25 protein-coding genes are annotated in these 24,544 nt (G+C 69.7%); 15 read left to right on the forward strand and 10 right to left on the reverse strand.

Translation table 11 applies throughout. The annotated features are described in order from the left end of the window. Positions 1-10: 10 nt before the first annotated feature. Positions 11-820, reverse strand: coding sequence for a lysophospholipid acyltransferase family protein (locus tag ACSMFO_RS31925; protein WP_436461556.1), 810 nt, complete (start codon positions 818-820; stop codon positions 11-13). A gap of 298 nt (positions 821-1,118) precedes the next feature. Between ACSMFO_RS31925 and ACSMFO_RS31930 the strand changes: the two genes are divergently transcribed. The 4 genes from ACSMFO_RS31930 (at position 1,119) to ACSMFO_RS31945 (ending at position 5,784) form a co-directional block, all read left to right on the forward strand. After that, positions 1,119-3,446, forward strand: a complete 2,328-nt coding sequence (locus tag ACSMFO_RS31930) for a DNA translocase FtsK (RefSeq protein ID WP_436461557.1) — start codon at positions 1,119-1,121, stop codon at positions 3,444-3,446. An 85-nt stretch (positions 3,447-3,531) separates the two neighbouring features. Next, positions 3,532-4,710, forward strand: coding sequence for an AAA family ATPase (locus ACSMFO_RS31935; RefSeq protein ID WP_436461558.1), 1,179 nt, complete (start codon positions 3,532-3,534; stop codon positions 4,708-4,710). Further along, entirely contained in the window at positions 4,707-5,282 is a 576-nt protein-coding gene (locus ACSMFO_RS31940; protein WP_436461559.1) for an RloB family protein, read from the forward strand. The genes ACSMFO_RS31935 and ACSMFO_RS31940 overlap by 4 nt, the downstream gene beginning before the upstream one ends. 43 nt (positions 5,283-5,325) lie before the next feature. Next, positions 5,326-5,784, forward strand: coding sequence for a hypothetical protein (locus ACSMFO_RS31945; protein ID WP_378416720.1), 459 nt, complete (start codon positions 5,326-5,328; stop codon positions 5,782-5,784). 8 nt (positions 5,785-5,792) lie between these two features. Here the strand turns inward: ACSMFO_RS31945 and ACSMFO_RS31950 are convergent, their stop codons facing one another. Then, the gene (locus tag ACSMFO_RS31950) at positions 5,793-6,434 is read right to left on the reverse strand and encodes a nitroreductase family protein (protein WP_436461560.1); all 642 of its coding nucleotides are present in this window, start codon (positions 6,432-6,434) and stop codon (positions 5,793-5,795) included. 11 nt (positions 6,435-6,445) lie between these two features. After that, complete coding sequence (locus ACSMFO_RS31955) at positions 6,446-7,291, reverse strand: alpha/beta fold hydrolase (RefSeq protein ID WP_436461561.1); 846 nt, start codon at positions 7,289-7,291, stop codon at positions 6,446-6,448. Between the two features lie 58 nt (positions 7,292-7,349). Between ACSMFO_RS31955 and ACSMFO_RS31960 the strand changes: the two genes are divergently transcribed. Next, positions 7,350-7,877, forward strand: coding sequence for a CGNR zinc finger domain-containing protein (locus ACSMFO_RS31960; protein ID WP_436461562.1), 528 nt, complete (start codon positions 7,350-7,352; stop codon positions 7,875-7,877). A 224-nt stretch (positions 7,878-8,101) separates the two neighbouring features. Here the strand turns inward: ACSMFO_RS31960 and ACSMFO_RS31965 are convergent, their stop codons facing one another. Then, positions 8,102-8,629 (reverse strand): amino-acid N-acetyltransferase, encoded by a 528-nt coding sequence (locus tag ACSMFO_RS31965; protein ID WP_436461563.1) that lies wholly within the window; start codon positions 8,627-8,629, stop codon positions 8,102-8,104. Between the two features lie 88 nt (positions 8,630-8,717). Here ACSMFO_RS31965 and rimO point away from each other — a divergent pair, with 88 nt between their 5' ends. The 4 genes from rimO to ACSMFO_RS31985 all read left to right on the forward strand — a co-directional run bounded on the left by rimO (position 8,718) and on the right by ACSMFO_RS31985 (position 11,813). Next, positions 8,718-10,166 carry a 30S ribosomal protein S12 methylthiotransferase RimO gene (gene rimO / locus ACSMFO_RS31970; RefSeq protein WP_436461564.1) on the forward strand — a complete coding sequence of 483 codons (1,449 nt, stop codon included), beginning with the start codon at positions 8,718-8,720 and terminating at the stop codon, positions 10,164-10,166. Continuing rightward, positions 10,163-10,804, forward strand: coding sequence for a CDP-diacylglycerol--glycerol-3-phosphate 3-phosphatidyltransferase (gene pgsA, locus ACSMFO_RS31975; RefSeq protein WP_436461565.1), 642 nt, complete (start codon positions 10,163-10,165; stop codon positions 10,802-10,804). Before rimO ends, pgsA begins: the two co-directional genes overlap by 4 nt. Further along, positions 10,801-11,262, forward strand: coding sequence for a CinA family protein (locus ACSMFO_RS31980; protein WP_436461566.1), 462 nt, complete (start codon positions 10,801-10,803; stop codon positions 11,260-11,262). Before pgsA ends, ACSMFO_RS31980 begins: the two co-directional genes overlap by 4 nt. Positions 11,263-11,363: 101 nt before the next feature. Next, positions 11,364-11,813 carry a helix-turn-helix domain-containing protein gene (locus tag ACSMFO_RS31985; RefSeq protein ID WP_038516491.1) on the forward strand — a complete coding sequence of 150 codons (450 nt, stop codon included), beginning with the start codon at positions 11,364-11,366 and terminating at the stop codon, positions 11,811-11,813. Between the two features lie 54 nt (positions 11,814-11,867). Here the strand turns inward: ACSMFO_RS31985 and ACSMFO_RS31990 are convergent, their stop codons facing one another. Further along, positions 11,868-12,347: a carboxymuconolactone decarboxylase family protein gene (locus ACSMFO_RS31990; RefSeq protein ID WP_038516488.1), complete on the reverse strand. Its 480-nt coding sequence runs from the start codon at positions 12,345-12,347 to the stop codon at positions 11,868-11,870. 170 nt (positions 12,348-12,517) lie between these two features. On the opposite strand from ACSMFO_RS31990, the gene ACSMFO_RS31995 reads away from it, so the two are divergent. The 4 genes from ACSMFO_RS31995 (at position 12,518) to ACSMFO_RS32010 (ending at position 17,523) form a co-directional block, all read left to right on the forward strand. Next, positions 12,518-13,399, forward strand: coding sequence for an RNA polymerase sigma-70 factor (locus ACSMFO_RS31995; RefSeq protein WP_436461567.1), 882 nt, complete (start codon positions 12,518-12,520; stop codon positions 13,397-13,399). Between the two features lie 220 nt (positions 13,400-13,619). Continuing rightward, a complete protein-coding gene (locus ACSMFO_RS32000; RefSeq protein WP_126737591.1) occupies positions 13,620-14,465 on the forward strand; it encodes a PspA/IM30 family protein in 846 nt (281 codons plus the stop codon). Positions 14,466-14,538: 73 nt separating this feature from the next. After that, positions 14,539-15,522 carry a phage shock envelope stress response protein PspM gene (gene pspM, locus ACSMFO_RS32005; RefSeq protein WP_436461568.1) on the forward strand — a complete coding sequence of 328 codons (984 nt, stop codon included), beginning with the start codon at positions 14,539-14,541 and terminating at the stop codon, positions 15,520-15,522. A gap of 366 nt (positions 15,523-15,888) precedes the next feature. Then, the gene (locus tag ACSMFO_RS32010) at positions 15,889-17,523 is read left to right on the forward strand and encodes an amidase family protein (RefSeq protein ID WP_436461569.1); all 1,635 of its coding nucleotides are present in this window, start codon (positions 15,889-15,891) and stop codon (positions 17,521-17,523) included. Here ACSMFO_RS32010 and ACSMFO_RS32015 read toward each other — a convergent pair. From ACSMFO_RS32015 to ACSMFO_RS32035, 5 genes are all read right to left on the reverse strand, one after another. Next, positions 17,483-18,532, reverse strand: a complete 1,050-nt coding sequence (locus ACSMFO_RS32015; RefSeq protein ID WP_436461570.1) for a quinone-dependent dihydroorotate dehydrogenase — start codon at positions 18,530-18,532, stop codon at positions 17,483-17,485. The two genes, ACSMFO_RS32010 and ACSMFO_RS32015, sit on opposite strands and share 41 nt — an antisense overlap. Before the next feature lie 23 nt (positions 18,533-18,555). Continuing rightward, the gene (locus ACSMFO_RS32020) at positions 18,556-19,116 is read right to left on the reverse strand and encodes a GNAT family N-acetyltransferase (protein ID WP_038516475.1); all 561 of its coding nucleotides are present in this window, start codon (positions 19,114-19,116) and stop codon (positions 18,556-18,558) included. Between the two features lie 355 nt (positions 19,117-19,471). After that, a complete protein-coding gene (gene add / locus ACSMFO_RS32025; protein ID WP_436461571.1) occupies positions 19,472-20,521 on the reverse strand; it encodes an adenosine deaminase in 1,050 nt (349 codons plus the stop codon). A 123-nt stretch (positions 20,522-20,644) separates the two neighbouring features. Beyond that, the gene (locus tag ACSMFO_RS32030) at positions 20,645-21,448 is read right to left on the reverse strand and encodes a DNA-formamidopyrimidine glycosylase family protein (RefSeq protein ID WP_436461572.1); all 804 of its coding nucleotides are present in this window, start codon (positions 21,446-21,448) and stop codon (positions 20,645-20,647) included. A 6-nt stretch (positions 21,449-21,454) separates the two neighbouring features. Beyond that, positions 21,455-22,321 carry a ParA family protein gene (locus ACSMFO_RS32035; protein WP_436461573.1) on the reverse strand — a complete coding sequence of 289 codons (867 nt, stop codon included), beginning with the start codon at positions 22,319-22,321 and terminating at the stop codon, positions 21,455-21,457. A 109-nt stretch (positions 22,322-22,430) separates the two neighbouring features. Here ACSMFO_RS32035 and ACSMFO_RS32040 point away from each other — a divergent pair, with 109 nt between their 5' ends. Together ACSMFO_RS32040 and dinB are read left to right on the forward strand one after the other, a co-directional pair. Next, positions 22,431-23,165 carry a methyltransferase domain-containing protein gene (locus tag ACSMFO_RS32040; RefSeq protein WP_436461574.1) on the forward strand — a complete coding sequence of 245 codons (735 nt, stop codon included), beginning with the start codon at positions 22,431-22,433 and terminating at the stop codon, positions 23,163-23,165. Positions 23,166-23,313: 148 nt separating this feature from the next. Further along, entirely contained in the window at positions 23,314-24,531 is a 1,218-nt protein-coding gene (dinB, locus tag ACSMFO_RS32045; RefSeq protein ID WP_436461619.1) for a DNA polymerase IV, read from the forward strand. Positions 24,532-24,544: the final 13 nt, after the last annotated feature.

The raw sequence follows: 24,544 nt of genomic DNA on the forward strand, positions 1-24,544 counted from the left end.
GATCCGGAACTCAGTGCTTCTTCCAGGGGCTGACGGTGTCCGTCGGCCGCGTCGGATCGTGGAACCGGGGCTTGTCCAGTTCGTCGCGGCGCAGCGGGACCAGGCCGTCGGTGATCGCCTGCATGATCTTGGCGTGCGCGCGGACGCCGGCGCCCGGCCGCTCCGGTTCGACCTCCGACAGGTCCACCGGCTCGCCGAAGTGCACCTTGAACCGCGGCCGCCGCACGGGCGCGCTCAGCCCGGACTTGGCGAGCGGCACCAGATCGGCGGGTCCGTTGACGGTCTCCGTCCCCCAATAGACGGCTTCGTGCGCGCCCCACTGGCTGATCGGGATCACCGGCACCCCGGCGGCCAGCGCGAGCCGCGCCGCGCCGGTCTTGCCGCGCTCCGGCCACAGGCCCGGATCGTGGCTGATCCGCCCCTCGGGGTAGACGATCAGCGGGTCGCGGGTGGTCCGCAGCGCCTCGGTGGCCTCGGCGAACTGACCGATGGCCGTCGACGCCTGTTTGCGGTCGACCCGCAGGTGACCGCTCACCCGCAGCGCCGGGCCGATGACCGGCGCGTCGAGGATGCCGCCCGCCAGCATGAACCGCGGGTTGATGCCGATCCGTTTGCAGGCCGCCATCAGCACGAACGCGTCGAACACGCCGATGTGGTTGGCCGTCATGAGCAGGGGCCGTCGTCGCAGTTCCGCCGAAACACCGCCGGTGACGGTCAGTTTGCCGACGAAGTTGACCAGCCCCCGGTCGATGTTCAGCATCGTGCGCCAGATGGCCGGGGCGCGGCGAGCCGAATTCTCCTCCTGATGCAGCGCGAACATGGGGCAGAGCATGTCATGAACCGCTTTTCACCCGGATGGCCGCTCAAGCTGTGACCTGAGACGAATGTTCCGGATGTGCTCCGAGTGGCGGCCGGGGCTGGAGGGTCGAGGCGGTTACCGTGGAGACATGGCTAGCGGGTCGACGACCAGGAAGCGGAGTACGGCGCGAAGCGGCGGCAGCAAGGGGCCGGCGCGCAAGCCGCGTACCCCGGCGAAGCCCAGGTCAACGGCTGCGAGGAAGCCTGCTCCACGGCGTCCGGCGCCACGGAAGCGCTCGTCCGGCACGTTCGCCAAGGGCGTGCGCGGCACCTGGAATCTGCTCGCGAAGGGCCTCGGCACCCTCGCGCGGACGGTCGGCCGCGGCCGCGAACTGGAACCCGAGCACCGACGCGACGGTCTCGCCCTCGGTCTCATCGCGCTGGCGCTGGTGATCGCGTTCGGCGTCTGGTGGCGGGCCGCCGGCCCGATCGGCGGCTGGGTGGAGGTCGGCGCCCGCTCGCTGCTCGGCGCCGGAGCGGTGACGCTCCCGCTGGTGCTCACCGTGGTGGCCGTCGCGCTGATGCGGTCGGAACCGGTGCCCGAAGCCCGGCCGCGGATGGTCATCGGCACCCTGCTGGTGGTCCTGGCGGTACTCGGCCTGCTGCACATCTTCACCGCGCTGCCCGAGACCAACGACGGCCGGATGTACGCCGGTGGCGTGATCGGCGCGTTCTCCGGCGGCCTGCTGACCATGGGGGTCACCACCTGGGTCGCCGTGCCGCTGCTGGTGCTGGCGCTGCTGTTCGGCACGCTCGTGTTCACCGGGACCCCGGTCCGGGAGATCCCGCACCGCCTGCGCAACTGGGGCCTCGACCCCGAGGAGATCGAGGAGGCCGAGGCCGAACGCCAGGCCATCCACGACGAACGCGACGCCGTCACCGAAGCCGACCCGAAGTCGGTCCGCCTGCGGAAGCCGTCGCGCCGCCGCCAGGCCTCGGGCGACCAGGAGGGCGAGCAACTCGACATCGAAGCCGCGCTGGCCGAGGCGCCGACGCCGCTGCGTGCGCCGAAGGCAGCGCCTAAGCCTGTCGAGGAGAAGAAGCCGAAGAAGGCCGAGGCTCCGCTGTCGGTCACCAGGACCGTCGAGGGCGACTACAAGCTCCCGCCGCCGGACCTGCTGAAGCTCGGCGACGCGCCGAAGTCCCGCAGCAAGGCCAACGACGCCATGATCGAGGCGATCACCGGCGTGCTGGAGCAGTTCAACGTCGACGCGCAGGTCACCGGCTTCACGCGGGGGCCGACGGTCACCCGGTACGAGGTCGAACTCGGCCCCGGTGTGAAGGTCGAGAAGATCACCGCGCTGACCAAGAACATCGCCTACGCGGTGGCGACCGACAACGTCCGGCTGCTGGCGCCGATCCCCGGCAAATCCGCGGTCGGCATCGAGGTGCCGAACTCCGACCGCGAGATGGTGCGCCTCGGCGACGTGCTGCGCGCGCCGTCGACGGTCAAGGACAACCACCCGATGGTCATCGGGCTCGGCAAGGACATCGAAGGCCATTTCGTCACCGCGAACCTGACGAAGATGCCGCACCTGCTGGTGGCGGGGTCCACCGGTTCCGGTAAGTCGAGCTTCGTCAACTCGATGCTGGTGTCGCTGCTCGCGCGGTCGACGCCGGACGAGTGCCGGATGATCCTGATCGACCCGAAGATGGTCGAGCTGACCCCGTACGAGGGCATCCCGCACCTGATCACGCCCATCATCACCCAGCCGAAGAAGGCCGCCGCCGCGCTGGCCTGGCTGGTGGAGGAGATGGAGCAGCGGTATCAGGACATGCAGGTCAACAAGGTCCGGCACATCGACGACTACAACAAGAAGGTGCGCTCGGGCGAGATCACCGCGCCGCCGGGCAGCGAGCGCGTGTACGCGCCGTACCCGTACATCATGGCGATCGTCGACGAGCTCGCCGACCTGATGATGACCGCGCCACGCGACGTCGAGGACGCGATCGTCCGGATCACCCAGAAGGCGCGTGCCGCCGGTATCCACCTGGTCCTGGCGACCCAGCGCCCGTCGGTCGACGTCGTGACCGGCCTGATCAAGACCAACGTGCCGTCGCGGCTGGCGTTCGCGACGTCGTCGCTCACCGACTCGCGGGTCATCCTCGACCAGCCGGGCGCGGAGAAGCTCATCGGTATGGGTGACGCGCTGTACCTGCCGATGGGCGCCGGGAAACCGGTGCGCATCCAGGGCGCGTTCGTCGGCGACGAAGAGATCGCCGCGGTGGTGAACTTCGCCAAGGAGCAGGCGCAGCCGGACTACACCGACGGCGTCACCGCGGCGAAGGCGGGCGAGAAGAAGGAAATCGACTCCGACATCGGCGACGACCTCGACGTGCTGCTGCAGGCCGCGGAGCTGATCGTCACCTCGCAGTTCGGTTCGACGTCGATGCTGCAGCGGAAGCTGCGGGTCGGCTTCGCCAAGGCCGGTCGCCTGATGGACCTGCTGGAAAGCCGGGGGGTCGTCGGTCCTTCGGAGGGCTCGAAGGCGCGAGACGTGCTGATCAAGCCGGAGGAGCTGGAGTCGGTGCTGTTCATGATCCGCGGCGGCGGGGACGCGAACGGCGGCGACGTCTCCGACGACTGAACCAGACCCTGGATGATGCTTCAGGCCGTTCTGTGCGGTTTACTAACACAGAACGGCCTGAAACTTTGTCAGGGAGGTGATCAGGGTGCTTCGAAGCTTCCGGTTGGGCAACCATCGCTCTTTTCGCGACGAGCAGGAGTTGCTCCTGATGCCCGCGATGCCGGGGGACGAGCGCGCGGCGGTTCCCGTGGCGGCCATCTACGGGGCGAACGCCTCCGGAAAGTCGAATCTGCTCGACGGTCTCTTCACCATGAGGTTCTTGGTGGAGGGTTACTGGAGTCTTCTCGATCAGAGTCACTTCCGGCTCGGCTCGGGTGACAGCAGGCGCCCGTCGACTTATGTCGTGGAACTGATGCTCGACGACGTCCGCCACACCTACGGATTCCGGATCGACGGTGAGACCACGGCCGACCGGGTGGTGGAGGAATGGCTCTACACCTATCCGGAGAAGCGTCGGCGAGTCATCTTCGAACGGCAGGGTGGCAGCGTCCGATTCGGGAGCACGACCGCGGACCTCAAAAGCAAATTCGCCGTGCTGGAGGAGTTGATCCAGCCGAACGCGCTCTTGCTCAGTGTCTGCGACCGGCTACAGCTGGGCCCCCTGGTCCCGGTCTATCGCTGGTTCAAACAAGAGCTGCGGGTGTGGCTCAGGAATCAGCAGTGGGAGCCGCTCGAAGTGCAGCGAAAGGTCACCGATTTCATCGACGTGGACCCGGACAACCGGGCGCGATTGATCGCCTTGCTGCGAGCCGCCGACACCGGGATCACCGACATGGTCGTCTGGCAGGACAAGGGCAGCGACCATCGTTCGGTACGACTCCACCATGGTCAGGGTTCCGAGCCCTTCAGCCTGTTCGACGAATCGGCCGGGACGAACAATTGGCTCGGGCTCTTGCCGACCGTGCTGACCGTGCTGGACAACGGGTGGGCCTTCGTCGTGGACGAGATCGACACCAGCCTCCATCCCAAACTCGTGGCGGAGCTGATCGGTTTGTTCCGTGATCAGGGCGTCAATCGACGCGGAGCACAACTCGTCTTCACCACCCATGACACGACTCTCCTGGGCACCATGCTCGGAGAGAGCGTGCTGGAACGAGACCAGATCTGGTTCGTCGACAAGAACGCTCAAGGAGTAAGCGAGCTTTACCCGCTCACGGACTTCAAGCCGCGCAAAGACCAGAACACCGAACGGCGCTATCTCGCCGGTAGCTATGGGGCCGTTCCGGTGCTGGGTGACTTCGCCGAGGCAGTGCTGGGCAGATGACCCGCAGAGAGAACAGTGGTCGAAGGCGGCCGGCGTTCCGGGAACAGCGAACTTCCGTCCTTGTCGTCTGCGGTGCCGAGGCCACGGAGCCCGCGTATTTCGAGGGGCTCAAACGGGCACGGCGTAACCCGGCCGTCACCATCAAGATCAAGGCGAAGCGCGGCGACCCGGACATGGTGGTCAAGTACGCGGCGGGAATGCGCGATCGTGCGGAGGGGACGCACGACGAGGTGTGGTGCGTGGTCGACGTCGACGAGTTCGACCTCGACAAGGCCGCGGCGACGGCCGACAGGCTCCGGATCAATCTGGCGATCTCGAATCCGTGCTTCGAGTTCTGGTTGCTGCTTCATTTCGAGGCTTGTTCGGCGCCGTTGACCTGCTACGGGGACGTGGCGAAACGCCTGGTCAAGCACGTGCCAGGCTTCAGCAAGTCGGCGTTGCGGTTCGCGGACTACGAGAGCGGGATCGAGGCTGCTGTCCTGCGCGCGAAGAAGCACAACGTCGAGTTGGGCTTCGAGCACGGTCGGAACCCGTCCACCGGCGTCTGGGCCTTGGTCGAAAAGATCAACTGAAGACCGGTGCAACGGACCGGAGCCTCCGCTACGTCCTTGACCCGTGGACCTCAAGAAGCTGCTCGTCGTCCTCTGCGCACTGGTCGGCCTCGCCTGCGGGGCCGGCAGCTCGGCCGCGCGCGAACAACCGGCGCAGGCCCAGGCCGCGCCGGTCCAGCGGCCTCAGCCAGCCCGCGACGCCCAGAACAGCGTCGAGCTGGGGGAGACCGTCGTCCTCAAGACCGGTGACACGACCGAGGTCGCGTCGAAGGACGTCAGCATCCGCTTCGCTCGCCTGGTGTCCGATTCCCGCTGCGCCGCGGGAATGGTCTGCGTCTGGGAAGGGGAGGCCGTGGTCGAGCTGACCTTGGCCGAACCGGGACGTGGCGAGCGGACGACGGCGGCCCTCGCTTCCACCGGACGGGGTGGCAGGCAGGCCGTCGAGTTCGCCGCCTGCCGGGTGGACCTGGTCGCCGTGAGTTCGGGGGGCGACCAGGTCACCCTGCGGGTGTCCAAGGCCTAGGCGCTGTCCTAAAGCGGGTTGCCCCAGCCGTCGAGATACGCGACTTCGGACAGCGGCACCCGCGCCGCGGGTTTGAAGTCCGGCACCGTCGTGTAGGCGACCGGCAGCAGCCCGACCTGTGTGACGTCGGCGGGGATGCCGAGGATTTCGGCCGCCTCCGCCTCGTGGGTCAGGTGGTACGTCGTGAGCGTCGAGCCGAGGCCGCGTGACCGCAGCGCCAGCTGGAAGTTCCATACCGCCGGGAAGATCCCGCCGTAGAACGCGGAGTCGGTCGCGTTGTCGCCGCTCGGCCTGCCGGTCAGGCACGGGATGACGAATACGGGCACCCGGTCGATCACGTCGATCAGGTGCTGTCCCGACGCGAACGCCCGCGCCACGGAAGGCTCGGTGATCGCCTCGCCCAACGCCGCCGCGTTCGTCTCCAGGTACGCCTTCCCGACCCGCCGGAACAGCTCGGACAGCCGGTCCTTCACGCCCTGATCCCGCACGACGAGCCACCGCCACGCCTGCTGGTTGCCCGGTGTGGGTGCCTGCAGCGCGAGCCGCAGGCACGCGTCGAGCACCTCGGGTTCCACCGGCCGGTCCAGGTCGAGCTTGCGGCGGACCGCCCGCGTCGTGCTCAGCAGGTGGTCGGTGACCGAGGTGTCCATATTCCGCCCTTCTACAGATGCTTCGCCAGGAAGCGGTCGATCAGATCGCTGATCGGTTCGAGGTCCTCCTCCAGCGCGAAATGCCCGGTGTCGAAGAGGTGGACCTCCGCCGAGGGAACATCTTTCCGGAAAGCCTCGGCTCCCGCCGGGACGAAGAACGGGTCGTTGCGGCCCCACACCGCGAGCACGGGCGGCTGGGCTTCGCGCAGCCACGCCTGGAACTTCGGGTACGCGGGCGGGTTGTTCCGGTAGTCCCAGAACAGGTCCAGCATCGCTTCCGCGCGGCCAGGGCGTTCGAGGAAGTACTGGTCCAGCAGGTAGTTCGAGGGATCGATGGCCTCCGGATCGCGGGCGCCGGTGTACTGGTAGCGGATCTGTTCCGGTTCGAGGATCGCCTCGAAGCCGCGCCGCGCGTCGGTTTCGTCGGTCAGGGAAGGGAAGTCCGGCATCGCCGGGCCGAGCCCCTCGACGTAGGCGTTGCCGTTCTGCGTGATCAGCGCCGTGATCTGGGAGGGCCGTGAGACGGCCAGCCGCAGGCCCGTCGGAGCGCCGAAATCGAAGACGTAGAGCGCGTATCGCCGCAGCTCCAGCGCGTCCACGAACTCGCCGACGACCTCCGCGAGCCGGTCGAAGGTGAACGTGAAGCCCTCGGGCGTGACGGTCAGCCCGAAGCCCGGCAGGTCCGGGGCGACGAGCCGCCACCGGCCGGCGAGACGCCGCATCAGGCGCACGAACTGGTGCGAAGACGTCGGGTAGCCGTGCAGCAGGAGCAACACGGGCGACTCGGGGTCGCCGGCTTCGCGATAGAAGACCTCGACGTCGCCGAGCTTGACGGAACGGTGCCGGATGGTCGCCATGAGCACTCCCTAATGGTTAAAACTGTCTCGAACCATTAGTACCTGATAGTGTCAAGGCATGCTCGATCTCGACTCGCTTCCCGGTGACGATCTCGCGGTGAACCTCGCCGACACGGTCATGCTGGCCGTCTCGCCGTCGATCGACCTGCTCGACGACGGCCATGCGAAGTTCTGGTCGGCACAGGCTCTGCCGGAAGGCGCCGACGCGCCTTCGCCCGAGCAGACGAGACGGCTGCGTTCGGCGGTGCGTGAACTGCTGGAGGCGGTCGTGGCGGCGCGGGAGCCCGAGGCGTGGGCGGTGGAGCGGGTGAACGCGGCCGCGGCCGCCGTCCCGACCAGTCCGCGGCTGATCGACGGGGGAGCGGAGACGTGCTGGCACGGCGAGGACGGCGGGGAGATCGCCCTCGCCGCCGTCGCGGTCGCGGCGATCGATCTCGTGTCCGGGCCGCGCTCGGCTCAGCTGCGGCGATGCGGCGCGCATGACTGCTCGATGCTGTTCGTGGCGGCCAACAGCCGGCGGGTGTGGTGCACGCCGTCGCTGTGCGGCAACCGGGTGCGGGTCGCGCGCCACGCCGCGAAGGGTTGAAGCGCCCGCTGAGGGTTCCCAATGTCGCATTAGGGACGCCCAGCGTCTCAAATGCGACATTGGGAACCCTCAGCCGCGGAATCATCAGGGCGGCTGTGTGGGGGAAGGCGCGTGTTCGCGGTCGGGCTGGGCCGCAGGTCCCGGTGTCCCCAATGTGGCATTGGGGACGCTCAACGTCCCCAATGCCACATTGGGGGCAGTGGCCGCGGAGCGTCGCCCATCACTTAAAGCTCCAGCAGCATCCGGCTGTTGCCCAAGGTGTTCGGCTTCACGTACGGCAGGTCGAGGAACTCCGCCACACCCGGATCCGCCGAGCGTCGCATCTCCTCGTAGACCTCCTGGGTCACCGGCGTCCCGTCGATCTCGACGAAGCCGTGCCCTGCGAAGAAATGGGTCTCGAAGGTCAGCACGAACAGCCGCTTCAGCCCGATCTCGCGCGCGAAGCCGATCAGCTGCCCCACCAGCGCGTGCCCGATGCCGCGCCCGCGGGAGTCCTTGTCGACCGCGATGGTGCGCAGCTCCGCGATGTCCTCCCACAGCACGTGGAGCGCGCCGCAGCCGAGTACGTCGTCGCCGTCCTCGACCACCCAGAACTCCTGGACGCTCTCGTAGAGGGTGACGAGCTCCTTCTCCAGCAGCACCGTCCCGGCGTCGGAGTCGACCAGCGCCTTGATCTTGCGGACGTCCGCGATCCGCGCCCGGCGGACGGTCGGGCGGCGGTGCGGGAGAGGGTCTGAGGGCACGCCCACCATTAAGCCATCCCCGGCGCCCGGCCCGGTCGAGGGCTCGCCCGAGCGAGCGATCGCCGACCCCGCGAACAGGCCAGCTACCCTAAGGCACGTGCCTTCTCCCACCGCTGATCCTGTCGCCACCCGTCGCGTTTCCTTGTTGACCCTCGGTTGCGCCCGCAACGAGGTCGATTCCGAGGAGCTCGCCGGACGGCTGGCGGCGGGCGGCTGGGAGCTCGCCGCCGAGCCCGAGGACTCCGACGTCGTGGTCGTCAACACCTGCGGCTTCGTCGAGTCCGCGAAGAAGGACTCCGTCGACACGCTGCTCGCGGCGTCCGACACCGGCAAGAAGGTCGTCGCCGTCGGCTGCATGGCCGAGCGCTACGGCAACGAGCTGGCCGAGAGCCTGCCCGAGGCCGACGCGGTACTGGGCTTCGATCACTACGCCGACCTCGCCGAGCGTCTCGACGACGTCGTGGCCGGCCGGAAGGTCGAGTCGCACACGCCGTCCGACCGCCGCAAGCTGCTGCCGATCAGCCCGGTCCAGCGCCCGACCGCCGCCGAGTCGGTCGAGGTGCCCGGGCACGCGCAGCACGGCTGGGGCCCGCGCGTGCTGCGGACCAGGCTCGACACCTCCCCGGTGGCCGCGCTGAAGATCGCTTCCGGCTGCGACCGCCGCTGCTCGTTCTGCGCGATCCCGTCCTTCCGCGGCTCCTTCGTGTCGCGGCAGCCGGACGAGATCGTCGCCGAGGCGATGTGGCTCGCGGAGAACGGCGTCAAGGAGGTCTTCCTCGTCTCGGAGAACTCCACCTCCTACGGCAAGGACTTCGGCCGCGACGGCGCCCGCGCGCTGGAGCTGCTGGTGCCGCGCCTGGCCGCGGTGCCCGGTATCGAACGCGTCCGCGTCTCGTACCTGCAGCCCGCCGAGACACGCCCCGGCCTGGTCAAGGCCATCGCGACCACCCCGGGTGTGGCCGACTACTTCGATCTGTCCTTCCAGCACTCCAGCGAGACCGTGCTGCGCCGCATGCGCCGTTTCGGCTCCACGGACTCGTTCCTCGCGCTGTGCGAGCAGATCCGGGAGCACTCGCCCAATGCCGGCATCCGCACCAACGTCATCGTCGGGTTCCCCGGCGAGACCGAAGAGGACGTCGCCGAGCTGGAGCGCTTCCTCAACGGCGCGCGGCTCGACGCGGTGGGCGTCTTCGGTTACTCCGACGAGGACGGCACCGAGGCCGAGACCTTCGACGGCAAACTCGACGAGTCCGTGGTGGCCGAGCGGGTCGCGCGGATCTCCGCGCTGGTCGAGGAGCTGACGTCGCAGCGCGCCGAGGACCGCATCGGGGATTTCGTCGACGTCCTGATCGAGCAGGCGGAGGACGGCGAGGACCCGATCGGCCGCGCCGCGCACCAGGCCCCCGAGGTCGACGGCGAATGCGTCCTCGTCGAGACCGAAGACCTGCCTCAGCTCGCGGTGGGCGACTTCGTCCGCTGTGAGGTCGTCGACTCCGAGGGTGTCGACCTGATCGTGCGGCCCGCGCCGCCCGAGGCCGACCGGTGAATGCCGCCCCGAGCGACGCCGGGGCCGGTGAGGGGACGGGCGGCGAGCACGCCCGGGTACCCGAGGCCACCCCGGTCCCGACGCTGAACCTGGCGAACCTGCTCACGATGTCGCGGCTGGTGCTGGTGCCGCTGTTCGTGATGGCGCTGTTCGCCGGTGACGGGGAGGACACGTTCTGGCGCGCGATCGCCACCGCGCTGTTCGCGATCGCGTCGTTCACCGACCAGGTCGACGGCTGGGTCGCGCGCAAGTACGGGCTGATCACCGACTTCGGCAAGATCGCCGACCCGATCGCCGACAAGGCGCTGATTGGCGCCGCGCTGATCGGGCTGAGCGTGCTCGGCGAACTGGGCTGGTGGGTCACCATCGTCATCGCGATCCGCGAGATCGGCGTGACGCTGCTGCGGTTCTGGGTGATCCGGCACGGCGTCATCCCGGCCAGCCGGGGCGGCAAGGCCAAGACGCTCGCGCAGATCGCGGCCATCACCGCGTACCTGCTGCCCCTGCCCGCGTCGGCCGAGCCGGTGCGCTGGGTGCTGATGGGGCTCGCGCTGATACTGACCGTCGTGACCGGTCTCGACTACGTCGTACGCGCGGTCCGGCTGCGCGCGGCGGGACGGCGTGCCGCGGGCGCATGAATGCTGAGACGTTGATCACTCACCTGATCGGGCGTGGGGAGACGGTGGCGACGGCCGAGTCGCTGACCGCCGGTCTGGTCTGCGCGACGCTGACCGAGGTCCCCGGATCGAGTGCCGTCGTACGAGGCGGGCTGGTGGTCTACGCGACCGACCTCAAGGCGAAGCTGGCCGGGGTCGACGAAGTCCTCCTCGCCGCGCATGGCGCCGTGCATCCCGAGGTCGCGGCGCAGCTGGCCGCCGGCGCGAGGGAGCGGTGCGGCGCCACCTGGGGTCTCGGCCTGACCGGTGTCGCGGGTCCGGACGGACAGGACGGGGTCGCGCCCGGCGTCGTCCACGTCGGTCTCGCCGGGCCGGACGTCCTCACCGTCCGTACGCTGGACTTGAGCGGTGATCGAGCCTCGGTCAGGGCCGGTGCCGTCTCCGGCGCGTTCGCCCTGCTGGGGGAACATCTCGCATGATCGCCGCGTTCGCCCTTGGCGTATTGCCGTGTCAACACCTGCGCCCAGGGCACCGCTCTGGGTAACGTAGGGGGTAGTCAGTCCTGGAAGGGAGGCGCGTGATGACCGTGCTGTTGCGCGAGGCGATCGGCGACCGGCTCCGACACGCCCGCACGAACCAGCGTCGAACGCTGCGGGACATCTCCCGCGCCGCCAGGGTGAGCCTCGGATACCTGTCCGAGGTCGAGCGCGGGCAGAAGGAGGCGTCCAGCGAGCTGCTGGCGTCCATTTGCGAGGCCCTGGACCTTCCGCTGGGCGAACTCCTGCACAAGGTCGCGGCGGACGTCTCGGCGATGGACAACGTCGAGGTCGCCCCGGTGGCCGAGAAGGTCGAAGCGGGCAAGAGGCGCGCTCCGGAGCGGGAAAGCGCCGAAGCGGGCGAGCTCGAAGGCGGCAGGCTGGTGTCCGAGCTGATCGGCAACGACCTGGCCGACCTGCGGATCTCGCCGCCGCCGCGGATGAGCCCCGCGCTGCGGACGACGATCTCCGCACCGAAGATGGTCGCCGCCTAGCCAAGGTCGTGAACGGGAGAGGCCCCAGGCAGTCCGCCTGGGGCCTCTTCGGCGTCAGTTCGCGTCGAACGTGCCCGCCTGGTAGGAGCCACCCTTGGTGTGCGTGATCACGAGCAGCCGGTTGGCGGCGTTGATCATCGCGACCAGGTAGACCAGCGCGGCGACCTGATCGTCGTCGTAGTGCTTCCGCACCAGGGCCCAGGTCTCGTCGGAGACGCCCTGGTGCGCGTCGACGATCCGGCTGCCCTCCTCCGCGAGCGCCAGCGCGGCCTGCTCGGCTTCGGTGAACACCGTCGATTCGCGCCAGGCGGCGACCAGGTTGACGCGGACCGCGGGTTCCCCGGCGGCCGCCAGGTCCTTGGCGTGGGCGTCGACGCAGAACCCGCAGCCGTTGAGCTGGCTGGCCCGCAACGACACCAGTTCCTGGGTGACCTTGGGCAGGGATGAACCTTTGATGCCGACACTGACGTTCGCGAAGCGCTTGCCGAGCTTGGCGCCGAGCTCGGTGCCGTTCAGGTCGAAACGGGAATCCATGATCTCGTCCTCTTTCGTGGTCGTGTGCCGAACCGGACGACCACCAGATGCCGTCGGCCCGGCCGCGCTGACAGGAGCGGGGCGTGACGAGCGCCACGGCTCCGGGGTGTCAGAAATCGAGGGGACGCGGCGTCCGGTGGGAAACCGTCGCCGAGAACAGGAGCGAGTCCATGTCCGACACCGCCACGGAGGTGTTCGTCGCCCACCGGAACCTGCTGTTCACCGTCGCCTACGAGATGCTCGGTTCGGCCGCCGACGCGGAGGACGTCCTGCAGGAGACGTGGCTGCGCTGGTCGGGCGTCGACCTCGGCACCGTGGAGAACCCGCGGGCGTACCTGGTCCGCGTCACCACCAGGCAGGCCCTCGGGAGGCTGCGCACGCTCGGCCGTCGCAAGGAGTCCTACGTCGGTCCGTGGCTGCCCGAACCCCTGCTGACCAGCCCAGACGTGGCCGACGACGTCGAGCTGGCCGACAGCGTCTCGATGGCGATGCTGCTGGTGCTGGAGACGCTCACGCCGACCGAGCGCGCGGTGTTCGTGCTGCGCGAGGTGTTCGACGTGCCCTACGGCGAGATCGCCGAAGCCGTCGGCAAGACCCAGGCCGCGGTCCACCAGATCGCCCACCGGGCGCGGGCGCACGTCGCCGCCCGGCGGCCGCGCGGTGCCGCGTCCCCCGGGGAGACCAAGGACGTGCTCGACGCGTTCCACCGTGCGGTCCGGACCGGTGACCTGCAGGGACTGCTCGACGTGCTGTCCCCGGACGTCGTCTTCCTCGGCGACGGCGGCGGAGTGGTGCAGGCCGTGCTGGAGCCCGTGGTCGGCGCCGCGCTGGTCGCGCCGCTGCTGGCCGCGAGCCGTCCGGCCCGCGACGAGGCGGCGACGATGGCCACGGCGCAGGTCAACGGCCATCCCGCGCTGATACTCCGGCTCTGCGGGGAGGTCGACACGGTCGTCGCGCTGCGTGTCGAGGACGGTCTCGTCACCGGCCTCTACGCGGTGCGCAACCCCGAGAAGTTGTCACGCATGGACCAGGAGACCGTCCTGGGGCGCTGACTCCGGCCGTTCTCACCCACCGTCACCGGCAGGTGAACCCGAAAGGTCGTGGACGTCACAGTCAGGGGGATCCCTGAATTCCGTCGGGGTCGCCTGGAACGCGGGACGCCGACCTGACACGATGGAACTCAACGCCGGGGTCGGGACGTTGCAACATCACAGAGGGGACGCCCCACCTCGAGGTAACAGCCCGTGGGATGCGAGAAGGCAGGCGGAGGAGATGGCCAACCCGTTCGTGAAGTTCTGGAAGTACATGATGGCGGCGTTCTCGTCGAAGATCGACGAGCACGCCGACCCGAAGGTACAGATCCAGCAGGCCATCGAGGAGGCGCAGCGCAACCACCAGGCGCTGACCCAGCAGGCCGCCTCGGTGATCGGTAACCAGCGTCAGCTGGAGATGAAGCTGAACCGCCAGCTCGGCGACGTGGAGAAGCTGCAGGCTTCGACCCGCCAGGCGCTGGTGCTCGCCGACGAGGCGCGTGCCAAGGGCGACGAGCAGAAGGCGACCGAGTTCGAGAACGCGGCGGAGAGCTTCGCCGCGCAGCTCGTCACCGCCGAGCAGAGCATCGAAGACCTCAAGACCCTGCACGACCAGTCGCTTCAGGCTGCGGAGCAGGCGAAGAAGGCCGTCGAGCGCAACGCGACCATGCTGCAGCAGAAGCTGGCCGAGCGCACCAAGCTGCTCTCGCAGCTGGAGCAGGCGAAGATGCAGGAGCAGGTCTCCGCTTCGCTGAACCAGATGAGCCAGCTGGCCGCGCCGGGCAACACCCCGTCGCTGGAAGACGTTCGCGACAAGATCGAGAAGCGCTACACCACCGCGCTGGGCTCGGCCGAACTCGCACAGAACTCCGTCCAGGGCCGGATGATGGAGGTCCAGGCCTCCACGACGCAGCTCGCGGGGCACTCGCGGCTGGAGCAGATCCGCGCGTCCATGAAGGGTGACTCCGTCGCCCAAGTGACCGACGGCAAGACCGCCGCCGCACCGGCGAAGGGGTCGAGCTCCGCGGACATCCAGCGTGAGATCCAGGCACGGGTTCAGGCCGAACAGGGCAAGAACCCCGCCTGACACACCAACTGGAGCCGGTCCCGCACCCCGCGCGGGTACGGGACCGGTCTCACCAGAAGACAGGGGAGAGGGCATGGGGCAGGGCAGGCGCAAGGACTTCGGGGAGTTCACCGCCAAGCTTGAGAAGCACATCGAAAAGCTGCCCGACTACGCCCAGCGCGCGCAGGAGAAGCTGCAGCGCTACATCCCGCCCTCCGAGCAGGGTTCCTCGCGGCCCGCTCGGCCGGCGCCGCCCCGGCCGCGCCCCCAGATGCCGCAGATGCCGGCCATGCCGAAGATCTCGCAGCAGCTGACGTCGATGGCCGCCGGGCAGATCCCGGTCGTGGCCGACGCGAAGGCCAAATGGGCGCGCTGGAACGAACCCGCCGCCAAACTGGAGCGACGCAAACGCCGTGCCTCGCGGGCGCTGACGTTCTGGATCCTCCTCACCTTCCTTTGTGGACTGTTCGCGGTCGTCGCGGGCACTGGCCTGTTGAAGAACGGTGAGGCGGACGTCCTCCAGGCCATCGCGGGCGGCGCCTTCGCCGTCATCTTCGGGACTTTCGGGGTCAAGTCGGGCCTGCGGCTGCGGACGCTCAACCGCACCGTGCTGCCCGCCGCCCCCGCCGCTCCGCCGCCGCTGCCCCCGGCGCGGTCGGTCGCGCGTGAGCCGATGGAGCGCCTCGCCGAGAGCGAGGCTTCGCTGGCGGAGCTGCTTCGCCAGCTTTCGCAGCCGACGTCGCTCGGCACCATGCCGGTCTCGGAGATCGCCGTCGCGGACGCTCGCACCACCGCCGCCGAGGCGGCACAGGCCCTGCGTGGCCTCGCTGGCCGGATCCAGGCCATCGAGCGCGGCCGTGACGCCGCGCCCGAGCGGGAACGCGGCGCTCTCGACGCCGCCATCAGGCAACTGCGAGACCAGCTCGACGACGGTCTCGATGGCTACGGCGGTCTCGTCGCGGCCGCCGGGCACACCGTCGCCGCGAGCTCGGACGGCATGACGTCGTCCAAGGAATCCCTCTCCGACGCGACCGACAAGCTCGCCGGCCTCGCGATGGCCCTGCGCGAACTCTCCTGATCTCGGTGATGTCCGTCTGATCACGCGAGATCGCTGTTCAATCACGCGAGATCGCCTTCTGATCACGCGAGTTCCGGAAACGGGTAGGGTCTGAGCAGGCGCTTTCCTGGACCATCGTCTCATTCGTCGTCGCTAATACTCCATTGCGTAACGACCTGCTCACTGTGTGGTACCGAAACGCTCGCGTGACCCGAATCCGCTGGTGACGGCAACCCGCGATGCCTAACGTTTCCTACATGCACGCAGTGCTCATCCCAGCCCGGGCCTGAACCCAGCCCGCGTGAGCGGGCGTCCCAGGGTGGCGGACCGGACACAGTGGATCTCGCGCAGTGGTCTTTCTCGTCCCCACCGAGGAAAGGACGCCCAGTGACGACGCTCCCCCCGGAACCAGAGCCGACCCCCGTCCCGCCTCCCAGCTCCTACCAGCGCGTCATAGCCGCCTACGACCGGATAGCCGAAGTCGACCGCCCCGACGTCTGGATCACCCTCCGCCCGGTGGAAGACGCCCTCGTGGACGCGAAAGCCGTCGATGAACGGCTGCGCGCGGGCGCCGCCCTGCCGCTCGCGGGCACCTTGGTGGCGGTCGCGGACGTGGTCGACGTCGCCGGTTTTCCCACGGCGGGCGAGGACGTCTGCTGTACCGGCGCCACCTCGGTGTCCCGGCTCACCGCGGCCGGGGCGGTCGTGATCGGCAAGACCAACTGCGACCGGTTCGGCAGCGACCTCGAGCACACGCGCAGCCCCTACGGCGCCGTGAGCGCGGCGCTGAACACCGCCCGGGTCTCCGGGAGCGCGAGCAGCGGCGCGGCCGTCGCCGTCGCGCTCGGCCTCGTCGATCTCGCGGTCGGCACGGACACGGCGGGCGCGGGCCGCGTTCCCGCTTCGCTCAACGGGATCGTCGGGCTGAAGCCGACGCTGGGTCTCGTGCCGAAGACCGGCGCCGCGCCGTGCGGCGGGATCGCCCTGTTCGCGCGCAGTCTCACCTTGGGGCAGCGCGCGCTGGGACTGATGACCGGTCCCGACGGGATCGACCCGCTCGCCCGCGACTGGGCGCCGGACGTCCGGCTGTCGGCGGGCGACCGGCCGCGGGTGGCGATCCCGGGCTCCGACACGCTCACCGGTCTTTCGCTGCAGTCCCGATCCGCCTTCCTCGGCGCGGTTTCGGCGCTGAGGGCGTCCGGTGCTCTCGTGGAGACCGTGGAGGTCTCGGCACTGCTGAAAGTCGGCGAGCTGATCCACGACGACGGCTTCACCGCCGACAGGCACCGGGTCGCCGAGGCCGGGATGCTCGCGCTCCGGATGCTGTCCGAGTACGACGCCCTCGTGCTCCCGACCGTCGCGGACCATCCCGAGGTCTCAGAGGCGTTGTCCGATCCGGACGGTGTCTCGAAGCGGCTGGAGCGCTTCACGGCGTTCGTCAACCTGCTCGACCTCGCCGCCGTCACGGTTCCGGCGTCGCCGTCGGACCTCGGGCCGTACGGGGTGTCGGTGGTGGTGCGGCCGTTCGACGACCAGGTCGCCATCGACCTGGCCGCCGTGCTCACCGACGAACAGGCCGATTTCCCTTATCCCGCACCGGGTGCGGATCTCGTGGTGTTCGGCGCGCACCTGCGCGGACAGCCCCTGAACGGAAGCCTGGTCCGCGCCGGGGCGCGGTTCACCGGGCTGGTCCAGACCGGCGAGGGCTACCGGATGTTGTTGCTGCCCACCGATCCGCCCCAGCCGGGGGTGGTGCCGGTGAGCGCCACGGGCGAGCACACGATGCTTTCGGGTGAACGCTGGCGGCTCTCGCCCGCCGCTCTCGGCGCCTTCGCCGCCACGCTGCCCGCGCCGTTCGTCCTGGGCCGGATCCGGCTGGAGAACGGGGAAACGCCGCTGGCCGTCCTGTGCGACCAGGCCGCCACCGCGACGGCGACGGAGCTGACGCGGTACCAGTGCTGGCGTGCCTACCTCAGGTTCGTCAGTACGGCCGGGCCGCGAGACCTCGGGCGACCCGCTTGACCAGACCGGGACCGTGCAGGGCGAAACCGGTGTAGAGCTGGACGAGACCGGCGCCGGCGTCGAGCATCCGTGCGGCGGCGCCGGCGTCGAAGATCCCGCCGACGCCGATGATCGGCAGCTTGCCGCCGGTTTCGTCGTGCACGAATCGCACCACCTCGACCGAGCGCGCGGTGAGCGGACGGCCGGACAATCCGCCCGCCTGCTCGCCGACGGCGGCTTCGGGCGGGGCGATCCCCTCGCGTGACAGCGTCGTGTTGGTCGCGATCAGCCCGGCGACCCCGTGGTCGAGGCAGACCTCCAGCAGTTCCGCGAGCGCTTCGTCGGTGAGGTCGGGGGCGACCTTCACCAGCACCGGCGTCGGCTTCGCGTCGCCGGCGAGCTCGGCCGAGGTCTCGCGCAGCTCGGCGAGCAGTTCGGCGAGCGCGGACTTGTCCTGCAGCGCGCGCAGCCCCGGGGTGTTCGGGGAGCTGACGTTGATCGCGAAGTAGTCGGCGTAGGGGTACAAGGCCCGCAGCGAGAAGCGGTAGTCCTCGACGGCTTCGTCGAGCGGGGTCACCTTGGACTTGCCGATGCTGACGCCGAGCGGCACCGGCGGCTTCCCGGTCGCGGCGAGGCGGGCGGCGAGCGCTTCGGCGCCTTCGTTGTTGAAGCCCATCCGGTTGATCACCGCGTCGGTCTGGGCGAGGGTGAACAGCCGCGGTTTGTCGTTGCCCGGCTGCGGATGCCGGGTGACCGTGCCGACCTCGACGAAACCGAAACCGAGCGCGGGCCACGCGTGCAGCGCGCGGCCGTTCTTGTCCATCCCGGCGGCGAGCCCGACCCGGTTCGGGAAGCGCAGGCCGAGGAAGGTGACCGGATCGTCCGTCCGGTAGACGCGGCCGAGCGCGGCGAGCGCGGGGGAGACCCGGCTCAGCGTGGCGAGCGAGCCGATGGTGCGTTCGTGCACGGTTTCGGGGTCGCTGCCGGAGACCCGGTAGAGAGCGGGGCGGACGATCTTGTCGAAGAGCACGGCCCCATCATGCCTGGTGAGCTTTAGTGCTTCGCCTTCCACTCGTCTTCGAGCATCGCGAAGACGAGTTCGTCGGTCCATTCACCCTTGACGACCTCGTTCTCGCGCAGATGGGCCTCCTTGCGCATGCCGAGGCGTTCCATCAGCGCGGCCGACGCGGTGTTGCGTCCGTCACAGCGGCCGATGATCCGGTGCAGGCCCAGCTCTTCGAAGCCGAGGCGCAGCAGTTCGGTGGCGGCCTCCGCGGCGAACCCCTTGCCGTGGTGATCGGGATGGAAGACGAACCCGATCTCGCCCTGACGGTGCTCGCTGCTGAGGTACTCGAGGTTCAGGTCGCCGATCAGCTGCCCGGTCTCGGTCAGCTCGACGGCCACCGCGAGGAGCTGGCCTTCCTTCGACAGGCTGCTGCTGTGCACCCGTTTCGCGAGCGCGGCGGCGGATTCGGCCCGGCTGCGCGGGCCCCAGTAGAGGTAGCGGGCGACGTCGGCGCGGGACTGGAAGGAGTTGAGTTCGTCGAGATCCGCGGAGGTGAAGGCGCGGAGGGTCAGTCGCTGGGTGATGATCGGGAAATCGGGCCTCAGCATGGCGTCAGGCTATCGGAGTCGACAGGGTTCCCGGGGGCGGAACTGCGGCGGACGGTCTTCTGGAGCGCCGGATGGCACCCCAGAAATAGGGGTACCCCCGAGGCGGCTCCCGGACGCCGGGAATCGGCGTCCGGGCCCGAGCCGGACCGGTGCTCGGGAACCTCGGGGGCCCGGTGACTGCCTGGTATTCGCTATCAGGCATCACGCGAAGCAGAGACGACGAGCCGAAGGTGGCTCCAACTTGCGTTGTATCGCTGCTCTGAGTCCTACGCGTGGGGTCCGCTAGCGGACAGCCACCTCACGAGTCCTGTTGGAATACAACTTTGGACCACCTCCTCTCTCGTGTACCGCCACGCTATGCGAGGAGTTCGGGGTCCTGCAACAAGATTTCGTCGATCTCCCGCAGCAGGGCGGTCTTGTCCGCCGAGGGCAGAAAAGAGGCTGCCACGGCGTTCTTCGCGAACAGGGCGATTTCGGCCGCCGTCAGCCCGAGGGTCTCGGCCACCGCCACGTACTCGCCGTCGAGGGTGGCACCGAACATCGGCGGGTCGTCGATGTTGAGCGTGACCGTCACCCCGTGGTCGAGCAGCCGCCGCACCGGGTGCGCCGCGATCGACGAGAATTGCCCGGTCCGCAGATTCGACGTGGGGCAGACCTCCAGCGGGATCCGTTGCACGGCAAGGTATTCCAGCAGCGCCGGATCGGTGTGCGCGCCCACGCCGTGCCCGATCCGTTCGGCGCCGAGATCGTGTACCGCCGACCAGACCGTGGCGGGCCCGGTGGTCTCGCCCGCGTGCGGGACGCTGTGCAGTCCCGCCTCCCTCGCCGTGGTGAAGAACGGGGCGAACTGCGCGCGGCCGACACCGACCTCGGGGCCTCCCAATCCGAAGGACACCAGCCCTTCGGGGCGTTCGCGGAGCGCGAACACGACCGTCTCGCGGCCGGCGACGACCCCTTTCTCGCCGGGAATGTCGAAGCACCAGGCCAGTTCCACCCCGTGGTCGGCCCGTGCCGCGGCCCGTCCGGTGGCGAGCCCGGTGAGGAGATCGTCGGTCGACATCCCGTCGAGAACGTGGTTGTACGGCGTCACGGTCACCTCGGCGTAGCGGGCGTTCTGCGTGGCCAGGTCGGCCGCCAGCCCGGTGACGAGGGTGTGGATGTCGCGGGCGTCGCGCACGAGCGACGTCACCGCCAGGTAGTTGCGGAGGAAATGCGGGAAATCGCGGAAGGTGAAGAACTCGGCGAGCGCCGCGGGTTCGGTGGGCACGCCCGCGGAAGGGCGGCGGCGGGCCAGTTCCAGCACCGTGGGCAGGCTCGCCGAGCCGACGAGGTGGACGTGCAGTTCGACCTTGGGCAGGGCGTGCACGAACGCGCGCAGCGCCTCGCCCGTGAGGATTCCGGGCATGACAAAGCTCCCTGGGAGAAGTGAAAGGTGACGTGCGGAGGAGCGGGCGGCTCAGGGAGCGAGGTCGCCGCGTTCGGTGTCGGCCCCGTAGAGCGGGAGCTTGAACGGCGTCACGGGTCCAGCTTAGCCGCCGGGAGCGGGCCCGGACTGGCATTGCGGGCAGAACCAGGTCGGCCTCGCCTGGTAGCCGTCGCCCTGGGGCGCGACCTTAAGCCGTCCTCCGCACCGGAAGCAGCCTTGTTTGGTCCGTTCGTAGACCCAGTGCTCGCGGCCGCGCCGCAGATCGCCGGTGGTGGTCTGCGACGTGCGCCAGGCGTTGCTCTTCAGCAGTTTGCGGCCGAGCGCGACCGCTTTCGCCGTGTCCACTTCGGACACCGGTGTCCACGGGGTGACACCGAGCAGGAAGCACATCTCGACCTTGTACATGTTCCCGATCCCGGCCATGATCCGCTGATCCAGCAGGGCGTCGCCCAGTTCGCGGTCCGGGTCCGCGGCGAGCGCGGCCGCCGCCCGCTCCGCCAGCTCGTCCGTCCATTGTGGATCGAGGAGATCCGGGCCGAGGTGGCCGACCAGGCGGTCTTCCTCGTCCGTGGGCACGAGTTCGAGGTCGTGCACGCGGAACCCGATCGCCTGCAGCTCTTCGGTGGCCAGGATGACCCGCGCCTGATGCGCCGGATGCCGCCAGCGCGCGCCCGCCCGGTAGACGTCCCACTTGCCGTCCATCCGCAGATGGCTGTGCAGGGTGAGATCGCCGGAGAGACGGGTCAGCAGATGTTTGCCGACCGTGCCGACGCCGAGCACGTCCCGTCCGGCGAGATCCGTCGTGGCCAGCTGGGGGACCCTGAACTCGCCGCGCAGCAAGGTCTTGCCCGCCAACGCCTTGTCGAGGACCTTGCCGGCGAGGAAGACGGTGTCTCCTTCGGGCATCGGCGGCTATCCCGTGCCGGTGTCGCTCAGCTTGGCGGGCGCCTCGGTGGTCTCGGGCTCTTCCCCGCCGCGGACGCGATGCCGTCCGGCCCGGCTCGACCGCAGGACCTTCGCCAGCACCATGTTGAAGGTGAGCGCGATCTCCTGCGCGCCGGGGGAGTGCCATTCGTGGATCGGGCTGCACGCGCCCTGCGCCTGCTGCACGGCGAGCCGGTCCGGGATGGCCGTCGGCATCACCAGCGGGCCGAAGTTCTCCCGCAGCTCGGCCACGCGGAACTGGTGCTCGTAGGAGCGCACGCGGAGCTTGTTGACCACGACGCCGATCGGCCGCAGCCCCGGGTTCTGCTCCTCGCGGATCTTCTCGATCGCGTCGAGGGCGCGGCGCGCGCCGGAGACGGCGTACATCGTCGGCTCGGTGACGATCAGCGCGCTGTCCGCGGCCACCAGCGCGGAGCGGGTCAGCCTGCCCAGCGACGGCGGGCAGTCGAGGATCACCAGTTCGTAGGGTTCCTCGCGCAGCGGGTTCGTGTGCAGCTCGTCGAGCGCGCGCGAGAGGTTCTCCAGACGGCGGCTGTCGGCGTCGGGCTCGTTGAGCATCTCCAGCTCTTCTGCGCCGACGAGGACGTCGATCTGGTCGCTCCACACGCTGGGCGCGATCGCGCGTTCGAGCACCGAGCGCACCGGCGTCTCGAGGACGTCGGCCAGCGTGCGATCGGTGAAGGGCGGGTCCAGCGAGGTGGTGGCGTTGCCTTGCGGGTCGAGGTCGGCCACGAGGGTCCGGGCGCCCCTACGCAGCGCGGCGGACGCGACACCGAGGGCGACCGTCGTTTTACCGACGCCACCCTTCAGGCTGAGAACAGCGACCGTGTGCACTCGATACAGCCTACGGGCAGTCCGCAGGGTGGCCCCTTGGCAAGGTGTCGAACACCGCATCGGACTACACCCGACGGGCCGGCGAAGGCGGGCATTACCCTGTGCGTTTATGAAGACGGACACCGTGGCCACGCGGGGATCGGGGGCGGTTCGCCGGGTTCTCGAAGCAGAACTCCGGGCCGCACGGGCGCGAGGCGCACAACAGCCGCACGTCGTCGACGTCGGCGGCGGCAGCGGCGGCTGGGCGGTGCCGCTGGCGTCGGCGGGCTGCCTGGTGACCGTGGTCGAACCGAACCCCAACGCGCTGGCGACCCTGCGCCGCCGCGCGGAAGAAGAGGGCGTCTCCGGGAGCATCACGGTGATCGCCGACGACTCCGACGCGCTCGGAGCCCACGTCGCCGACGGATCGGCCGACCTCGTCCTCGCGCACGGCCTGCTGGAGGTCGTCGACGACCCGGCGCTCGTGCTCGCCGCGCTGGCCGCCGCGGTCAAACCCGGCGGCGCGGTCTCGGTGCTGGTGGCGAACCGGCACGCCGCGATCCTGCAGCGCGCGCTGGCCGGACGCCTCGGCGAGGCGCGGGAACTGCTCGCGGCCGAAAGCGGCGTGCTCGGCGGCGGCCGCGAGACCGTGCTGCGGCGGTTCGACGCCGAGGCCCTGCGCGCCCAGCTGATCGAGGTGGGCCTCGAGGTGACCTCGCTGCAGGGCGACGGCGTCGTGGCGGACTTCGTGCCCGGCGGGGTGCGGGAAGAGGACCTGGCCGGGTTCGAGCTGGCGGCGGCGTCGGTTGCGCCGTTGCGGGACATCGCCAGCCGGCTGCACCTGCTGGCCCGCCGCCCGGCCTGATCGTCGCGGAGCCCTTCCGGATGTCATGAAAGGGTCGTTCAGGACGAAAATGTCCTGAACGACCCCTTCATGACACTCGAAGCGGGGAACTGTCGGTGGTCCGGGCTAGCGTCTGCCCGTGGGACGAAACGCTGAACTGCCCGGAGGGATGGCCCGCTACCGCGTGACGACCGGGGCCACCGCCTGGCCCGACGACACCGGCTGCGGCCTGCTGCACGTCGACATGGACGCCTTCTTCGTGTCCTGTGAGCTGCGCACCCGCCCGGAGCTGACGGGCAAGCCGGTGGTCGTCTCCGGTGGCGGCCCGAGGTCGGTCGTCGCGGCCGCGAGCTACGCGGCGCGCGAGTTCGGCGTCCGGTCGGCCATGCCGTTCTCGACGGCCAAACGGCTCTGCCCACAGCTGATCTGCATCACCCCGACACCCGGGCTCTACGGCGAGGTGTCCCAGGGCGTCATGGGGATCTTCCGCGAGCTGACGCCACTGGTGGAGCCGCTGAGCCTGGACGAGGCCTTCCTGGACGTCAGCGGGGCGCTCAAACGGCTGGACTCCTCGCCCGCGCGGCTCGGGGCCTGGATCCGGGAGCGGGTGGCCGCCGACTTCGGGATCAGCTGCTCGGTCGGCGTCGCGAAGGTCAAGTTCGTCGCGAAACTGGCGTCCGGGATGGCGAAACCGGACGGCATGGTCGTCGTCCCGGCGGCCGAGACGCTCGCGTTCCTGCACCCGCTGCCCGTGTCGGCGCTCTGGGGCGTCGGCAAGCGCACCGAGGAGCACTTGCGGCAGCAGGGGCTCGACACCGTCGCCGACGTCGCCGCCGCCCCGCCGTCCAGGCTGAGGCGGTCGCTCGGGCGGGCGCTGGGGGAGCATCTGTACGCCCTCGCGAACGGGCATGACGACCGCAAGGTCATCCCGGAGTCGCCGGACAAGTCGATCGGCGCCGAGGTGACCTTCGACGTCGACCTCCACGACCGCTCGGCGCTCGGGCTGGAACTGCTCCGGCTGTCGGAACGCGTCGCCGCCACCTTGCGCCGCCGGGGCCTTCGCGGGCGGACGGTGTCGATCAAGGTCCGGTTCGCGGACTTCAAGACCATCACGCGCGCCAGGACAACCGCCGTCCCGGTGGATGTGGCCCGCGACATCCACCGCACGGCCGTCGAGCTCCTCGCCGAGCACGCGCCGACGGGCGCAGTCCGCCTGATCGGCGTAAGGGTCGAGGGATTGGACACGGAGAGTAGTGGAGAACAGCTGCTTTTTGCATCATCCGAACCCCGTTGGCGGGATGCGGAAGTCGCGGCCGACGTCGCGAGGTCGAAGTTCGGCGCCGCCGCGGTGCGGCCCGCGTCACTGCTGACCCCCCGTGACCAGTGACATCGCCTGCTCG

The organism is Amycolatopsis sp. w19, assembly GCF_051373225.1.
GTDB classification, from domain to species: domain Bacteria; phylum Actinomycetota; class Actinomycetes; order Mycobacteriales; family Pseudonocardiaceae; genus Amycolatopsis; species Amycolatopsis japonica.

Bases quoted from the DNA above. Each gene is read 5' to 3' on its own strand.
- ACSMFO_RS32040 (WP_436461574.1), top strand. From the start codon at position 22,431: ATGAAGACGGACACCGTGGCCACGCGGGGATCGGGGGCGGTTCGCCGG.
- ACSMFO_RS32000 (WP_126737591.1), top strand. From the start codon at position 13,620: ATGGCCAACCCGTTCGTGAAGTTCTGGAAGTACATGATGGCGGCGTTC.
- ACSMFO_RS32030 (WP_436461572.1), bottom strand. From the start codon at position 21,448: ATGCCCGAAGGAGACACCGTCTTCCTCGCCGGCAAGGTCCTCGACAAG.
- ACSMFO_RS31940 (WP_436461559.1), top strand. From the start codon at position 4,707: ATGACCCGCAGAGAGAACAGTGGTCGAAGGCGGCCGGCGTTCCGGGAA.
- ACSMFO_RS32020 (WP_038516475.1), bottom strand. From the start codon at position 19,116: ATGCTGAGGCCCGATTTCCCGATCATCACCCAGCGACTGACCCTCCGC.
- add (WP_436461571.1), bottom strand. From the start codon at position 20,521: ATGCCCGGAATCCTCACGGGCGAGGCGCTGCGCGCGTTCGTGCACGCC.
- ACSMFO_RS31955 (WP_436461561.1), bottom strand. From the start codon at position 7,291: ATGGCGACCATCCGGCACCGTTCCGTCAAGCTCGGCGACGTCGAGGTC.
- ACSMFO_RS31985 (WP_038516491.1), top strand. From the start codon at position 11,364: ATGACCGTGCTGTTGCGCGAGGCGATCGGCGACCGGCTCCGACACGCC.
- dinB (WP_436461619.1), top strand. From the start codon at position 23,314: ATGGCCCGCTACCGCGTGACGACCGGGGCCACCGCCTGGCCCGACGAC.
- ACSMFO_RS31980 (WP_436461566.1), top strand. From the start codon at position 10,801: ATGAATGCTGAGACGTTGATCACTCACCTGATCGGGCGTGGGGAGACG.
- ACSMFO_RS31960 (WP_436461562.1), top strand. From the start codon at position 7,350: ATGCTCGATCTCGACTCGCTTCCCGGTGACGATCTCGCGGTGAACCTC.
- ACSMFO_RS31990 (WP_038516488.1), bottom strand. From the start codon at position 12,347: ATGGATTCCCGTTTCGACCTGAACGGCACCGAGCTCGGCGCCAAGCTC.
- pspM (WP_436461568.1), top strand. From the start codon at position 14,539: ATGGGGCAGGGCAGGCGCAAGGACTTCGGGGAGTTCACCGCCAAGCTT.
- ACSMFO_RS31965 (WP_436461563.1), bottom strand. From the start codon at position 8,629: ATGGTGGGCGTGCCCTCAGACCCTCTCCCGCACCGCCGCCCGACCGTC.
- ACSMFO_RS31925 (WP_436461556.1), bottom strand. From the start codon at position 820: ATGTTCGCGCTGCATCAGGAGGAGAATTCGGCTCGCCGCGCCCCGGCC.
- ACSMFO_RS31995 (WP_436461567.1), top strand. From the start codon at position 12,518: ATGTCCGACACCGCCACGGAGGTGTTCGTCGCCCACCGGAACCTGCTG.
- ACSMFO_RS31950 (WP_436461560.1), bottom strand. From the start codon at position 6,434: ATGGACACCTCGGTCACCGACCACCTGCTGAGCACGACGCGGGCGGTC.